Source organism: Pseudarthrobacter kochi, from assembly GCF_055412805.1.
This window is the reverse complement of record NZ_JBVAYV010000017.1, coordinates 14742-28116: the sequence shown is the minus strand read 5'-3', so window position 1 is coordinate 28116 and position 13375 is coordinate 14742. Positions and strand designations below refer to the sequence as shown.

Below are 13375 nucleotides of genomic sequence, written 5' to 3'. Positions count from 1 at the left end.
GGTTCTGTCGGCCGCGACCGGCGGCCGTCAGCCGTCCCCGGGTCGGGCCCCGTCAGTACCCCGCGATCTGGGCCAGATATCCGTAGTACTGCCCCTGGACCGGGCGGAGCGGGTCGCCTTCGAAGCCGAAGCCGCGGTGCTCCTTGTTGTATGCGGCGGTCAGATCCAGGAACTGTGACATCAGGGCCTTGCCCGAGCCCTCACACTCCCCTTCACTGATGCACAGCGCCAGCAAGCCGGCGACGGCGGGGCTGGCGAAACTGGTTCCATGGGCCACCGCATAGCCTGCCGGCTCCGGGGACGTGGAGGAGACGCAGACCCCGGGGGCTGCGACAGTATGGGCTTTGTCCTTGGGTTCGCTGGCGTAGTTGGAGAAGAAGGCCGGCCGGTCATCCAACTGGCCGATCTTGGACCAGTCCTCGGCCCCGCAGACCGGGGACGCGAGTCCGTCCGGCTTGCCGTCGAAGTCCGCCATCGCCGTGGCGGTGAGCACCTCGTCGTAGGTGGCGGGAACAAAGTTGGCGATGTCTTCTCCGGAGTTTCCGGCCGCCACGGCGTAGGCGACCCCGGCCTTGACCGAGCGGCAGATGGCGTAGTGCATCGGGTCCGTGCCCTTGCCGCAATTGGAGGTGTCGGCGCCCGGGCCGCCGATGCTGATGTTGGCCACCTCAATGTCGTTGTTTGGGTCCTTGTCCTTGCGCGTCGCCGTCACCCAGTCGATGGCGCAGATGAGCATTTCTTCCGTGATCACATCTGCGTCATTCACCACGCGTACGGACCACAGCGGGGTTCCCGGGGCAGCCCCGATCACGCCCTGTTTGTTTTCTTTGGCGCCGATCACACCGGCCACGAAGGTCCGGTGCCCAACTTTGTCCGTGGGGGTCACCGTGACCGGGGTGCCGGTGGAGCAGTCGATGCCGCCGCGCACATTGAGGTCCGGGTGGGTGCCGTCGATGCCGCTGTCGATCACGGCCACGTTGACGTCCACTGGGTCCCGGGGTCCGTGGTGTTTCCGTTCGCCAGGGGGAGTGCCGCCAATCCTCTTCCACCACTTCGGCGCGACCTGGGTGCTGGGAGACGGGTCCTTGGGCTTCTGGAATTCCCTGGCTACGGTGACGAAGTCAACGCCCGGGTCGGCAGCTAGGCGGGCCGCCTCAGAGGGCGTCATCGTGGCGGCGTACCCGTTCACGGCGTCGCGGTAGACCGTGGAAACGGTAAGGCCGTAGCTGCCCTGCTGGGCTGCGGCCGCGGCGCCGGGGTCAACGACCTCGTCCTTCAGCACCACAATGTAGCTTTGTTCCTGCTCGGCCGCGGTTGCGGGGACGGCTGCGACGAGGACTCCGGCCACGGCCAGGCTCAGCGCTGCGAGGCCGCCGACGAAGGACCGAACCCGTGTCCTGATTTTGGGCGGTGGAGCGGCGTTGCCGGGATCTTGGCGTGGTCCTGCGGCTGCAAGCGCTGGCTGTCGTGATGATCCCGGATGGCGGACGTGGCTGAACATAGTGGCCTCCCTTAAGCGTCTTCGCTATTGAGCGCCCCCGGTCCTAGCTTAGGCCCGCGATCGTGCATTGCACACGGACCTTCGGATTAACGTGGAAGAGAACTGCGAACGGCGATCCGACGGCGGCGGGACCCTGCCGCCGTCGGACGCCTGACCGGCGCCACCGACAAGGCGACGGCTCTAGGCCCGGAGCCAGTCCTGCTCGAAGTCGGGGTGGTCGAAGTAGGGCAGAGCCAGGGCGTTGAGCGAGCGCTCCATCCATTCAAGGGACTGCGGGATCCAGCCGGAGTCGTGGCCAGGATCGCTGACCATCGCTGCAAGGGCAGCCTGCCGGGCGGATTCGACGATGCTGATCAGGCGCCGCTTCGCCTCGCACTCGAGCAACAGGCGCTGCTCGTACCAGGCGCCGGATTTCGAGACAGTCCGGTCGCCGAGGAGGGTCCGGGCCACGGCCTCGTCCTCGCTGATCCGCTCGGACAGGAATTCGACAATGTCCACACCGCGAGCGTACGCGCCCTGCGATACGTCTGGATACGACCGAAAGCACGGTCAGTTCCTGGAGTAGTCGAAGCCGTCCCCCTCCATCCAGGGGCCCTTTAGCGAGGCGCGGAACCCTTGGCAGACCGCAGGACGGCGGAGGCCTCGGTTACCAACATTGCCGTATCGCTGCTGGCCATCACAAAGTCGAACCCGTGGTCCAGTGCGGCGCGTGCGCCATCGGCAGTACCTGAAGCGAAGCCGCACGGCTTGCCGGCGCGGTGGGCCATGTCGAGGGCATGGAGGTAGAGCTTGATGACCTCCGGATCCGACGGCGAGGTTCCCATGTCCATGCTGAGGTCGGCCACTCCGACGAACAGTGCGTCCACGCCCTCGGTTGCCGCGATTCTTTCCACGTTGTCGATGGCCAGTTTGCTCTCCAGTTGGGGGATGCAGAGTGCTGTCGTGTTGCCGGAGGCCAGATAGTCCGACGAAGGCAGCGTTCCCCAGCGGCCTGCCCGGCTGGTGCCGCCAGCCCCCCGGATGCCAAACGGCGGGAACCGGACGGATTTGGCTGCCATTTCCGCCTGTTCCGGTGTGTCGATGTGGGGGATGAGCACGCCGGCGGCCCCGGCGTCGAGGATCCGCTGGATGGACGCCGGGCGCAGTTCATCGACCCGCACCAATGCCAGCATTCCCTCGGCGGTGGCCGTGTTCACAAGCTGGTATGCGGTGCGGATGTCGATGGGGGCGTGTTCCTGATCGATGACGACGAAGTCGTAGCCGGCGTGGGCGAGGATCTGGACCGATTCGATGGTGGGCAGCTTGACCCAGGTGCCGACGGCTCCGGGCGTATTGAGGATTGACACTGTGGTTGTCCTGTCGTTGGCGGGAGCTGCGGTGCTACTTGCGAGGGTATTCGGCGGCGTTCAATACCCAGCCCGGCTGGTCGGAGAAGTCCTCGCGCGGCGGGCTGAAGATGTCGATCAGGATGTTGGATCCGGCACCCGTGGCCCTGGTGGTGTGCACCGTGGGCGGCGGGATGATCGCCAGGGAGGGGCTGCCCACCGGGGTGTGCTCATCGTCCCTCCATTGCTTCATGTCCGGAGTCCAGGGCGTGCGGATGTGGTGGGTGAAGTTGCCGCGGACTGCCAAGGATCCCTGTTCGAAGTCATCGTGATGATGCGGCGACAGTTTGCTGATGTCGCGGGGTCCCTCGGTCGGGTACATGTAGTTGATCATGAGGGTCCGGGTCCGGAAGATGCGTCCGAAGCGGCCCGGTTCCGGGGCAATCGTCTCCAGCGGGTACACGCGGAGCTTGTCCCCGTCGAAAGGTTCCGGCCATGACTCCAGAGGTGCGACCCGGGGATGGTCCACGGCGTAGTCCGCGGCGTTGGCGGCCAGGGCTGCGAGGTCCCCGGCGCGGATATCGAAGACCCTCACGACGTCTGTGGGCTGATCGGCCACGATGACGGATTCGCCCGGCGGCACCACCAGGAGGCTTTGCCCCTTGGCCGTGACTTGCTCCCCTGAGGCGCGGGCGGTGACCACTGATTCGTCCTGGTGCAGGATCACCACATATTCATCCTGACCGGCAGGCCGGTGCAGCTCATCTCCGGCTGCCAGCCGGGAGTAGGCAACGACGAAGTTCTGCCCCCGCGTGATCCACGTAGGGCTGCCCTTGGGGCTGATCTGGCTCGGCTCGCCGTCGAACTCCGTGTAGTGCGGCGCCGCAATACCAGTATCGGGCGCGACGGCGGGGGCGCTGCGGGTCAGGCCGGCGCGGGGATCGGACTTGTCAAACATGGGAATCTCTCCTTTGAGACGTGTCAAAGACTTCGCCTGGTTGTTCGCAATGGACTCTTCAACTTCGTATGTCGAACATTTTCTCTCGGGATGCTCTCCTAAGAATGAACGAATGCGAACTACGTCACTTGCCAGTGTGGCTCACTTCACTTAGAGTATCAACTAATTGTTCCGGATTGCGAACAACGAAACATCGATACGAACAGAGGGTCGCATGTCTGAAGAAAGCTCCGCCGGGTCGGCCTCGGACATCCAGGCCGTGACCCGCGCCGCGCAAATCCTGCAGCTGTTCGGTCCCAACCGGCCCCAGCTCACCGCCGCTGAGGCCTCGGACCTCCTGAACCTGAACCGCTCGACCGTTTACCGGTACTGCAACTCACTGGTGGCAGCCGGGCTGCTGGAACGCGGCCACGCCATCGGATCCTTCGTCCCCGGCGGGCTCCTGCTCCAGCTCGGCACCTTCGCCCTGAGCCAGCGGAAGGTCCTTGACCTGGCGCCGGCGGTCATGCGGGACCTGAGCCTGGGGGCCCACATGACTGCGGTCCTGAGCCTCTGGGGATCCGGGGGCCCTGTTGTGTCGAGGGTGGAGGAGGACACCAGCCGGAACGTGGTGGTCTCTGTCCGGGTTGGGTCGCAGCTGCCCCTCACCTCAGCCCAGGCGAAGGTCTTTCTGGCGTTCACCGCGGATCAGCTCCGGGCGGAAAGGATGCTCTCAGCGCTCCCTCCGGAACAGCAGGAAGCCCTCCGCGCCGAAATCGAACTGACCCGGCAAACCGGAGTTGCCACCAGCCCCGACCTGGGCGGTGTCAACGCCGTTGCGGCGCCGATCTTCGACGAACACGGCATCTGCGCCACGCTCGCCCTGGTGGCCACAAACCACGTCCTGAGCCTGGACCGCGATTCACAGGCCGCCTGGGACGTGGGCTCCGCTGCAGCAGAACTTACCGCCGCGCTGGGTGGAGGCACCCAGCGCAACCAGGCAACGGGCCGATCGGCCGACGTTGCCGAAACCGGCCCGCGCAACTAAGCACCGGCCACCACCCAAGATCAAATCCCCTTAACAACCAACGGAGGACAACGATGTCCGTGCACAACACCCTGCAGCCCCCTGCCAAACCGGCCCGCTCCAAGCGGGCCGGGCGAACCAACGACAACGACAACGCCAACCCCGGACGCTCAGCGCTCAAGGGCGGCATCTTCGGCTACTACGCCGATCAGTTCGACATCTACCTGCCCATCATCGCCCTGGCACCAGCCATGATCTACTTCCAGCCCCCGGAAATGGACAAAGGAACAGCGGCGACCATCGCCGCGCTCGTTTTCGCGTCAACACTCGTCGCCCGGCCCCTCGGATCGGCCGTCTTCGGCCACTTCGCCGACAAGTTCGGACGCCACAAACTCACACTCGTCGCGCTCGCAGGCTTCGGGCTGACCACCCTGGGAATTGCCTGCCTTCCCGGCTACCAGACGGTTGGCAGCCTCGCGGTCGTCCTGCTGGTGCTGTTGCGCTTCCTCGGCGGCATCTTCCTCGGCGGCGAGTACAGCACGGCCGTGCCGCTGGCGATGGAGTGGACGCCGAAGCAGTGCCGGGGACTGGCCAGCGGCCTGATCACGGCCACCAACCCGCTGGCCAACGCCACCATCGCGGTCCTGACCTTCGGCCTGCTGATGATCCTTCCCGCCGGCAGTGTGGCTTCGCCCTACGTCCAGTGGGGCTGGCGCATCCCGTTCGTCATCGGCGGACTTCTCGCCTTTGCGGTGTTCGCCTATTACGTCCGCAACGTCGAAGAGGCCCCGGACTTCGAAGCCTCCGCTGCCACCGGTTCCCCCGTGAAGGCGCTTTTCTTCGGCCGCCACCGCGGCAGCCTGCTGCAGGTCTTCACCCTCATGACCGGCTTGTGGTTCCTCACCAACGTCGCGGCCGCGATCCTTCCCGCAACCCTCAAGAATTCCGTGGGCGTGCCGGATAAGACGGTCAGTGTCATCATGCTGATTGCCTCCGTGGTCACCATCGGAGGCTTCCTGGGGGCGGCGGTCCTGTCCCAGAAGATCGGCCGCCGGCGCTTCTACATGGGTTTCGGCATCACGTCGCTTCCGATCGCCGGGACGGCATTCGTGCTGCTGCTGAACACGCCGGCGGACAACCTCGTGGCCATCACCATCCTGGCGACCGTGGTCGATGTCTTCACCATCTCCGCCTTTGGCCCCATTGCGGCGTACCTGACCGAGCGGTTCCCCGCCGCCATCCGGGCCAGCGGCTACGGCATCGGCTACAGCTTCGCCCTGATCATCCCCGCGTTCTACACCTTCTATATGAGTGGCCTCGCGGCCGTCATGCCCATGGCCTACACCCCCGTAGTCCTTATCGTCATCGGCGGCCTGCTGCTTGCCGCCGGAGCCTACTTCGGACCGGAAACCCGCGACGTCGACATGGACGCCGCCGCCCCGGTTCCGGCCGGCTCCCAGGCCTAGGCCCCCAGCCTCCACACTCTTCTCAGGAGACACGCAATGACTACCCTCGCAACAGACGAACACGTCTTCACCGACGCCCGGATCCCCGAACTCCTCGTTGGCGCCGTCGACCTCCACGTCCACCCCGCACCCTCGCCATTCCCCCGGAACATCGGCATCCGCGGCGTCGCTGACCAGGCCCACGCCGCAGGATTCCGCGCCATTCTGGTCAAGTCCCACCACCACAGCATGGTCACCGACATCGCCGCCGTGGACGACGCCATCGGCGGGCTGCCCCTTCCCGTCTACAGCGGCGTGGCCCTGAACAACTACGTGGGAGGCATCAACCCCTACGCCGTCGAACTCAGCCTCCAAATGGGCGGGCGCATGGTCTGGATGCCCACGGTGTCCTCCGAACAACACATCTGCGTCCACGAGCGCGAGGAACACCTGAAGTTTCCCTCCACCAGTATCAAACTCCGCAAGACCACCCCCATCGCCGTCCTCGACGACGCAGGGAACCTGCTCCCGGAAACCGTCGAGGTGCTGCAGCTTGTCAAGGACGCCGACGCGATCCTCTCCACCGGACACATGTCACCACCCGAGATCACTGCTGTGCTGCGAACCGCCAACAAGATGGGCCTCCGCCGGCTCGTGGTGAACCACCCGAACTTCGTGATCGAAGCCAACCCGGCCCAAGCCAGGGAATGGGTGGACCTCGGCGCCGTCGTCGAGCACGGACTGGTCCAATACGATGACCGGACCACGTTCTTCCAGTGGCAGGTGGACACGATGCTCAGCTTCATCGATGCCGTGGGCATCGACAACACGATCATCGGCTCTGACCTGGGCCAGAAGAACAACCCGTTCCCCGTCAATTCCTACGAACGCGTCCTGGGCCAACTCCTGGACGCAGGCGTCAGCCGCGAGGACGTCCGCAAGCTGGTAGCGGTCAACACAGGGCGCGTCCTGGACGGCTAGACGAGAAAAGATCAATTGGTCAAAGGTCGACGGCGGGAGCTCCCGCCGTCGGCCTTTTGGTTATCAAGCTGTCCCGGCGGTCAGTGTGCCGCGAGGTTCTCCGCGTCCTCGGGACCGACGAAGCGGCAGGATCCGTCGTGCCGCTCGGGCATGTCGCAGGTCCGGCCGGTGGGCAGATGGACGTTGCCGCAGAGCCCGGTAATGGCAATGTCCTCACGGACGTGCAGGCTGCTGAGGTCGGGCCGGGCTTCGCTGCCCTCGTGTATCCGGGGGCTGGCGGGGGCGTTCTGGTCTTGGCTGTTCATGTCTGCATGGCTCCTTGGAGGGTCTGCGGTGCAGCAGGGTTGCCAGTCTCGATTGAGTCCGATGCCCCAGTCTCACACAGCGACGTTAAGACGGGGTTACCACACCGTAAGATCCTCGTCCCGGGCTGTGCCGGGAGGTGTTCACCGGGGGTATATTTCGAGGGAGAGCAGCATCGGGATTCAATGAGGCAAAAGAGGTGCGCCATGAGGGTGCCAAGTCCAGCGGAAACCGGTGCCGGGGCGCCGCCTGTGCCCGGCGAGCCGATGAGCGCAGACGCCCTCGCCATCCGGCTGGGTGACATCGCCCGGGAGCTGCAGCACGAGGACGACGTCGACTCGATGCTGGCCGGGATCGTGCACGCTGCCCTTGAGCTCGTGCCGCACGTGGCAGAGGCCTCGGTCAGCCTGGTCACCGGCTACCGGAAGATCGACTCGCGTGCCGCTTCCAGTGATCTTCCGCGCCGGGTGGACGCCCTCCAAAGCGAAACCGGGCAGGGGCCGTGCATGGAAGCGTCCTATGACAAGCGGGTCGTCAGCGTTCCCGACCTCAGCACGGACCAGCGCTGGCCGGAATTCTCGCGGGCGGCCGTCAAGCTGGGGGCGCGGAGCATGCTCTCCTTCCAGCTCTTTGTGAATGGTGACCACCTCGGAGCCTTGAACCTCTTCGGGGAGGACGTGGGCGCCTTCGACGCCGAATCCGAGCGTATCGGTGCGCTGGTGGCTGCCCACGCCGCCGTCGCCGTCGCCGGCAGCCAGCAGGTCAGCCAGCTCACCCTGGCCCTGGACACGCGGGACCTGATCGGTCAGGCCAAAGGAATCCTGATGGAGCGCTCTTCGGCGCTGTAGATGATCGGCCGGCCCCGGTAGAGCTCGACGCCGCGGAAGACGTGCGGAGAGTGCCCGTAGACGACGTCGGCCCCCGCCTCGATCAGTGCCCGGGCCAGCTCGCGGTGCTCGGACGGGGCGCCGGAGCCCCAGTTGGGCCCCCAATGCGTGGAGACGATCAGGAGCTGGACACGGGCCTTCGTCCGCCGGACCAGCGCCAGCAGGTCCGCCACCCGCCGGTCGCCGTCCACGACCGGAACGTAGAAGACGCCGGGCCCGCGGCCGGCTTCCCAGTCAGGCTGGTTGTCGGTGAAGGCAATGAGGCCGACGGCGGTCCCTGACACGCGGCGCACCGCAGGCCGGCGCGCGGCCTCCCGGTCCAGCCCGGCGCCGGCATGCAGGATGCCGGCCGCGTCGAGCGCCGGCAGCATTTCCCGGAAGGCGCCTGCCCCGTAGTCCAGCACATGATTGTTGGCCAGCGAGACCATCCCGATCCCCGCGGAGTGGAGGCTTGCCACGTTCTTCGGGTCGGAGCGGAAATGGAACACTTTTCCGGCTTCCGGGTCCCCGCCGGCGGCCAGGACGCATTCGAGGTTGGCGATCGTGAGGTCCGCCTGGCGCAGCACGGATCCGGTGTCTCCCCACGGGTAATCTGCGCTGACCCGTCGCAGCCGCTCGTTGACCAGCCGGCCCAGCATGACGTCGCCCAACAACCCGATCAACATGGCGCACCCGCGAGTCCGGGAGCTAGGACTCGTAGTTTTCCACTTGCTTGACCGGGCGGGGCTGCGCCTCATCCGGGTTTTCACCGTACTGCCGCTTGGCCCGGCGCTGCCGCAGGAGGTCCCAGCACTGGTCCAGGTCCTCTTCGATGCGCTGCAACCGGGCATGCTCCGGGCCGTGTTCATAATCCGGCACAGAGGAGGGGGCCTTCTCGCGGAGCGACTGCTCTTCTTCGACCAGCGCTGAGATTTGCTGCAGGATGTGTTGTTCGTCCATGACGGCCTTCTTTCGGGTAGCGGTCCTTCCGCCAGAGTAGCGAGGCCGCGATGAGCTGGCCAGAGGACCGTCCACCGGAGGCGGCTGCGGGTTCAGCCGATGCGCAGGGAGGCGGCAGCCGGAACGCCGGGCGGGAATCCCGGGATGGCGTTATCGGGGGTGTGGAAAATCCACAGTGACAGGGCGCGGTACGTGGCCCAGTCGCCATCCGCCGCCCGCAGTGACGATGTTTCCGAGCCGTCGGCGCCGTCCCACACCCGCACGACCTCCAGGGCGACGGGCTTCGCGCCGGGAAGACCCAGGCGGACGCGCTGTCCTTCCTGCAGCACTCCCTGAGCGAAGCTCACCGCCGCCCCTCCCACGGAGATGTCCAGCAGTTGCCCCTGGACTCCGCCAATGGTTACGGGAGCTTTGATGGCTATCCGGTGGCCGTTCCGCCGCGAGGTCGCGAATTCGGATGCCCGGATCCGCCGGGTTCCCAGCACCAGTACGACGCCGGCCAGCAGCAGCCAGGCGCCGGCGGCCACGGTGGACCCCGGGCTGGTCGCCCACGGCACCCACCCGGCAACGCCGGCCGCGGCGTACAGGATGACTGCGGCCACAACGATCACCAGGACATTCAGCACCTGTGGGGTGCGGCCGCGGAGTCGAGCGTCGGTTGCGCCCTTGGGGGTGACCTGGAACTCCAGCGATTGGCGGGATACCAGCCACCAGAGGCATGCGAGTCCCACCGGAACACGGAAGATCCGCAGCGCGAACGCCGTCGGCCAGTGGATCTGGTGCCGCATCAGCCGTTTTGAGCCCCACAGGCGGGTGCAGAACATGGCGACGAAGGCAATCAGGAATTCCACAGGCCCGGCCGTGGAGGTCTGTGCCCCTGAGACCAAGACGAGCATCGGGATCAGGAAAGCCACCAGAGTGGCGATTCCTTCGAGCCACCACAGTGTCCCGTTCAGGTATTCATGGAAGTTCCGCCAGGACATCCAGCTCTTGGCTGCCCAGAGCCGCTCGTGGGTCAGGATCTGCATGGCACCCATGCCCCAGCGCCGGCGCTGCAGCAGGTACTGGTCCGCCGTTGCCGGCGCCAGGCCCACCGCGAGCGTCTGGTGATGGTAGACGGTCTTCCAGCCGACCCGGATGAGTTTGAGCGTGGTGTGCATGTCCTCCGTGATGGTCTCCGTGGCTACCCCGCCCACTTCGCGCAGGGCCTTCACGCGCAGCAGGGAGGTGGAACCGCACCAGAACGGACCGGCCCCGGCCGAGTTGCGGGCCGGCATCAGCACATTGAAGAACATGCCCTGTTCCCCGGAAATGCCGTCGTCGTCGAAGGCCCCGGAATTGTAGAACGCCTGCGGCCCCTGGACCAGGGCGATCTCCTCATCGGCGAACCAGCCCAGGGTGGCGGTCAGGAAGGTCGGGAGCGGAACATGGTCGCAGTCCAATACCGCGATGATGTCGATCCGCTCCTGGCCCGCTTCCTCCTCGGCCGCCATGAGGTCCAGGGCGTGATTCATGTTGCCGGCTTTGGCGTGGTCGTGCTGCGGGCGGCTGACATACCGGGCGCCGAACGTGGCGCACATGTCCGCCACCCACTGGCGGTCGCCGTCGTCGAGCACCCACGTCTGGTGGGCGGGTTCGAGCGCACACGCCGCGGCGATGGTCGGGGCGAGGACTTCGACGGGCTCGTTGTAGGTAGGGATGAGCACGGCGACCTTCTGGCCCAGGGGAGCTTCGGTCACGGGCGGGGGCGCGTAACTGTCGATGTTCCAGAGGGTGATGGCCTTGAGTATCAGGCCGCCCAGCGGGAGCGCCTCAAACACCACCAGGACCAGGGCGACGGTGAGGTTCCACCCGCCCGTCGGGAGGGTGAACGCCAGGCGCCATGTCAGGTAGATGACCAGCGACCCGATCGCGGCGATGCCGCCGATGTGGGCCATCCGGCGGGAACGCGGGGCTTCGGGACCAGGGGTCCCCAGCTGCGCCGCCCACGATGCGATCCCCGCGCGCGAGAGCAATTTAGCCGCACGCAGAAGATCGTGGCTTACTGCCTCCTCCGCGGGGCCGGAAGCCGGACCGGAGGAGTACTTCTGGAGAGTTGACATGCCATCCCATCAGCGGGGCAGACTCTGGTGCCCCTCGCGAATCGATCTTCGCACCGGCAGGGGTGCTGGTGGCGCAGGCTGAGCGCATCTTAACCCAAGGATTTGCCCGGCAATCAGCATGGCACCCCCGGGCGGATGGGCCCGGATGCACACTCCGTCGATGCCGCTCACTGGCAGGGCACCAGGCCACATAATCAGCTTGCTTATTAGTTTGTTGCTTCCTAGAGTGGATCCGGTAAGGCATCAATCTCTCCGAGTGGAGGATCGCGGCCGGTTTAACGGCCGTGCGGACCTTCCCCCGGCACTAGAGGAGGACCTATGTCAAAGCACAATATTTCCGGAAAGAAAGTCGCTTTCCTGCTGACGGACGGCGTGGAGCAGGTGGAATTGACCAGCCCCTGGAACGCGGTGAAGCAGGCCGGCGGCGAGCCCACGCTGGTGGCACCCAGGGGCGGGAAGCTCCAGGGCTATGACGGCACCGAAAAGGGGCAGAAATTCGACGTCGACCTCACCGTCGCCGAGGCGAATGCTTCCGATTTCCATGCCCTGGTGATCCCCGGCGGCGTCGTGAACGCGGACCATCTCCGCGTCGACAAGGACGCCCAGGCGTTCACCCGCGCCTTCTTCGAGCAGCACAAACCGGTGGCCTCGATCTGCCACGGCCCGTGGCTGCTGATCGATGCCGGCGTTATCAGCGGCCGGAATGTCACGTCCTACCATACGCTCCAGACCGATCTGAAGAACGCCGGTGCCAACTGGAGCGACCGGGAAGTGGTGGTGGACCAGGGCCTCGTGACCAGCCGGAACCCGCACGACCTTCCGGCCTTCAACGACAAGCTGCTGGAGGAGATCGAAGAGGGCGAGCACGCCGGACAAACGGCCTAGCCGGCAGCACCTACCCCGAAGAGCCGATTTGGGGCAGGATATGCCCTGTCACGTTCACCGGCCGCGCCGCCCCACGGCACCCCGCCCGGCGCACCAGCTGCGAAGGAGTCCCTGCCATGGCCACGCTTAACCCGTACCTGAGTTTCCGCGAGAACGCGAAAGACGCCATGACCTTTTACCAGTCTGTATTTGGCGGCGAACTGAACATGAGCACCTTCGGCGACTACCACGCCAGCGAAGACGTCAACGAGCAAGACAAAATCATGCACGGCACGCTGACGACGGACAAGGGCATGGTGCTGATGGGCGCGGACACGCCCAACGGCATGGAGTACACGCCCGGCAGTAGCATCTCCGTGTCGCTCAGCGGTTCCGACGAGGCCGAACTGCGCGGTTACTTCGACAAGCTCGCCGACGGCGGAAAAGTGACTGTGCCCATGGAGAAGGCCCCCTGGGGAGACGTCTTCGGCATGTGCACGGACAAGTTCGGGACCGACTGGCTGGTCAACGTCGGAGCCGAGCCGGGCCAGGCGCCGGCCGCGGGCTGAGTTCCTGACATATACCCCAGGCCCGCGCCTCTGGCTGCCGCCGGGGGAGCGGCGTATGCTCACGCCATGGGCCAGGATCCGGTGGTGTCGAACCCCGCGTTGTACCGGGTAGTTTTCGAGAATGAGCGTGTGCGGGTGCTCGAATACCGTGACGGGCCAGGGGATAAGACCGTGGAGCATGGCCACCCGGACAGTGTCATGATCACCCTGAGCTCGTTCCGCCGCCGGCTGTCGGGCCACGGGGACGACATCGACGTCGAGATCCCCGCCGGGACGGCCCGCTGGCTCCCGGCCCAGGAGCATTCCGGCGAGAACATCGGCGACACCGAAACGCACACCCTGTTCGTCGAGCTCAAGGAAGCCGCGCCCGGGACGGCCGCCGGCGAGGCGGCCCAGGCCCCCCTCGGTCCGGCGGACAGCTAGTTCGAGCCACTGCCGGCGCCGGCACGACCGTCGGCCGTACTTTCCCCTGCACCGTGGCCGCGGCTATCCTAA

The 13375-nt window shown here is 66.1% G+C and carries 15 protein-coding genes; 7 read left to right on the top strand and 8 right to left on the bottom strand.

Features of this window, described 5'->3' with window-relative positions; all coding sequences use genetic code 11:
- Positions 1-52 precede the first annotated feature (52 nt).
- The 4 genes from ACZY0Y_RS10330 to ACZY0Y_RS10315 form a co-directional block, all read right to left on the bottom strand.
- Positions 53-1501 (bottom strand): S8 family peptidase, encoded by a 1449-nt coding sequence (locus ACZY0Y_RS10330; RefSeq protein ID WP_463957832.1) that lies wholly within the window; start codon positions 1499-1501, stop codon positions 53-55.
- Positions 1502-1681: 180 nt separating this feature from the next.
- On the bottom strand, positions 1682-1999 hold the full coding sequence (locus tag ACZY0Y_RS10325; RefSeq protein WP_160663666.1) for a DUF6221 family protein: 318 nt from the start codon (positions 1997-1999) through the stop codon (positions 1682-1684).
- Between the two features lie 98 nt (positions 2000-2097).
- Entirely contained in the window at positions 2098-2847 is a 750-nt protein-coding gene (locus ACZY0Y_RS10320) for an HpcH/HpaI aldolase family protein (protein WP_463882353.1), read from the bottom strand.
- Positions 2848-2881: 34 nt separating this feature from the next.
- The gene (locus tag ACZY0Y_RS10315; protein WP_463882356.1) at positions 2882-3784 is read right to left on the bottom strand and encodes a cupin domain-containing protein; all 903 of its coding nucleotides are present in this window, start codon (positions 3782-3784) and stop codon (positions 2882-2884) included.
- 214 nt (positions 3785-3998) lie between these two features.
- Here ACZY0Y_RS10315 and ACZY0Y_RS10310 point away from each other — a divergent pair, with 214 nt between their 5' ends.
- From ACZY0Y_RS10310 to ACZY0Y_RS10300, 3 genes are read left to right on the top strand one after another with little or no spacing between them, the layout of a single operon-like run.
- Positions 3999-4811 (top strand): IclR family transcriptional regulator, encoded by an 813-nt coding sequence (locus ACZY0Y_RS10310; protein ID WP_463882359.1) that lies wholly within the window; start codon positions 3999-4001, stop codon positions 4809-4811.
- 53 nt (positions 4812-4864) lie between these two features.
- On the top strand, positions 4865-6256 hold the full coding sequence (locus tag ACZY0Y_RS10305; RefSeq protein WP_463957830.1) for an MFS transporter: 1392 nt from the start codon (positions 4865-4867) through the stop codon (positions 6254-6256).
- 36 nt (positions 6257-6292) lie between these two features.
- Complete coding sequence (locus tag ACZY0Y_RS10300; protein WP_463957828.1) at positions 6293-7216, top strand: DUF6282 family protein; 924 nt, start codon at positions 6293-6295, stop codon at positions 7214-7216.
- A gap of 80 nt (positions 7217-7296) precedes the next feature.
- Here ACZY0Y_RS10300 and ACZY0Y_RS10295 read toward each other — a convergent pair whose 3' ends face one another.
- A complete protein-coding gene (locus ACZY0Y_RS10295) occupies positions 7297-7521 on the bottom strand; it encodes a hypothetical protein (protein ID WP_463882368.1) in 225 nt (74 codons plus the stop codon).
- Between the two features lie 264 nt (positions 7522-7785).
- Between ACZY0Y_RS10295 and ACZY0Y_RS10290 the strand changes: the two genes are divergently transcribed.
- Complete coding sequence (locus ACZY0Y_RS10290; RefSeq protein WP_463957826.1) at positions 7786-8367, top strand: GAF and ANTAR domain-containing protein; 582 nt, start codon at positions 7786-7788, stop codon at positions 8365-8367.
- Here ACZY0Y_RS10290 and ACZY0Y_RS10285 read toward each other — a convergent pair.
- The 3 genes from ACZY0Y_RS10285 to ACZY0Y_RS10275 form a co-directional block, all read right to left on the bottom strand.
- The gene (locus tag ACZY0Y_RS10285) at positions 8325-9071 is read right to left on the bottom strand and encodes a CapA family protein (RefSeq protein ID WP_463957824.1); all 747 of its coding nucleotides are present in this window, start codon (positions 9069-9071) and stop codon (positions 8325-8327) included. The genes ACZY0Y_RS10290 and ACZY0Y_RS10285 overlap by 43 nt on opposite strands.
- Before the next feature lie 22 nt (positions 9072-9093).
- Entirely contained in the window at positions 9094-9345 is a 252-nt protein-coding gene (locus ACZY0Y_RS10280) for a DUF2630 family protein (protein ID WP_463882385.1), read from the bottom strand.
- A 92-nt stretch (positions 9346-9437) separates the two neighbouring features.
- On the bottom strand, positions 9438-11447 hold the full coding sequence (locus tag ACZY0Y_RS10275) for a glycosyltransferase family 2 protein (protein WP_463957822.1): 2010 nt from the start codon (positions 11445-11447) through the stop codon (positions 9438-9440).
- Positions 11448-11765: 318 nt separating this feature from the next.
- Here ACZY0Y_RS10275 and ACZY0Y_RS10270 point away from each other — a divergent pair, with 318 nt between their 5' ends.
- The 3 genes from ACZY0Y_RS10270 (at position 11766) to ACZY0Y_RS10260 (ending at position 13303) form a co-directional block, all read left to right on the top strand.
- Entirely contained in the window at positions 11766-12332 is a 567-nt protein-coding gene (locus ACZY0Y_RS10270) for a type 1 glutamine amidotransferase domain-containing protein (protein WP_463957820.1), read from the top strand.
- Positions 12333-12448: 116 nt separating this feature from the next.
- The gene (locus ACZY0Y_RS10265; RefSeq protein WP_463957819.1) at positions 12449-12880 is read left to right on the top strand and encodes a VOC family protein; all 432 of its coding nucleotides are present in this window, start codon (positions 12449-12451) and stop codon (positions 12878-12880) included.
- 66 nt (positions 12881-12946) lie between these two features.
- On the top strand, positions 12947-13303 hold the full coding sequence (locus tag ACZY0Y_RS10260; RefSeq protein ID WP_463957817.1) for a cupin domain-containing protein: 357 nt from the start codon (positions 12947-12949) through the stop codon (positions 13301-13303).
- The last annotated feature ends 72 nt before the right edge of the window (positions 13304-13375 follow it).

Bases quoted from the DNA above. Each gene is read 5' to 3' on its own strand.
- ACZY0Y_RS10305 (WP_463957830.1), top strand. From the start codon at position 4,865: ATGTCCGTGCACAACACCCTGCAGCCCCCTGCCAAACCGGCCCGCTCC.
- ACZY0Y_RS10280 (WP_463882385.1), bottom strand. From the start codon at position 9,345: ATGGACGAACAACACATCCTGCAGCAAATCTCAGCGCTGGTCGAAGAA.
- ACZY0Y_RS10265 (WP_463957819.1), top strand. From the start codon at position 12,449: ATGGCCACGCTTAACCCGTACCTGAGTTTCCGCGAGAACGCGAAAGAC.
- ACZY0Y_RS10270 (WP_463957820.1), top strand. From the start codon at position 11,766: ATGTCAAAGCACAATATTTCCGGAAAGAAAGTCGCTTTCCTGCTGACG.
- ACZY0Y_RS10315 (WP_463882356.1), bottom strand. From the start codon at position 3,784: ATGTTTGACAAGTCCGATCCCCGCGCCGGCCTGACCCGCAGCGCCCCC.
- ACZY0Y_RS10275 (WP_463957822.1), bottom strand. From the start codon at position 11,447: ATGTCAACTCTCCAGAAGTACTCCTCCGGTCCGGCTTCCGGCCCCGCG.
- ACZY0Y_RS10285 (WP_463957824.1), bottom strand. From the start codon at position 9,071: ATGTTGATCGGGTTGTTGGGCGACGTCATGCTGGGCCGGCTGGTCAAC.
- ACZY0Y_RS10295 (WP_463882368.1), bottom strand. From the start codon at position 7,521: ATGAACAGCCAAGACCAGAACGCCCCCGCCAGCCCCCGGATACACGAG.
- ACZY0Y_RS10330 (WP_463957832.1), bottom strand. From the start codon at position 1,501: ATGTTCAGCCACGTCCGCCATCCGGGATCATCACGACAGCCAGCGCTT.
- ACZY0Y_RS10290 (WP_463957826.1), top strand. From the start codon at position 7,786: ATGAGCGCAGACGCCCTCGCCATCCGGCTGGGTGACATCGCCCGGGAG.
- ACZY0Y_RS10300 (WP_463957828.1), top strand. From the start codon at position 6,293: ATGACTACCCTCGCAACAGACGAACACGTCTTCACCGACGCCCGGATC.
- ACZY0Y_RS10310 (WP_463882359.1), top strand. From the start codon at position 3,999: ATGTCTGAAGAAAGCTCCGCCGGGTCGGCCTCGGACATCCAGGCCGTG.
- ACZY0Y_RS10260 (WP_463957817.1), top strand. From the start codon at position 12,947: ATGGGCCAGGATCCGGTGGTGTCGAACCCCGCGTTGTACCGGGTAGTT.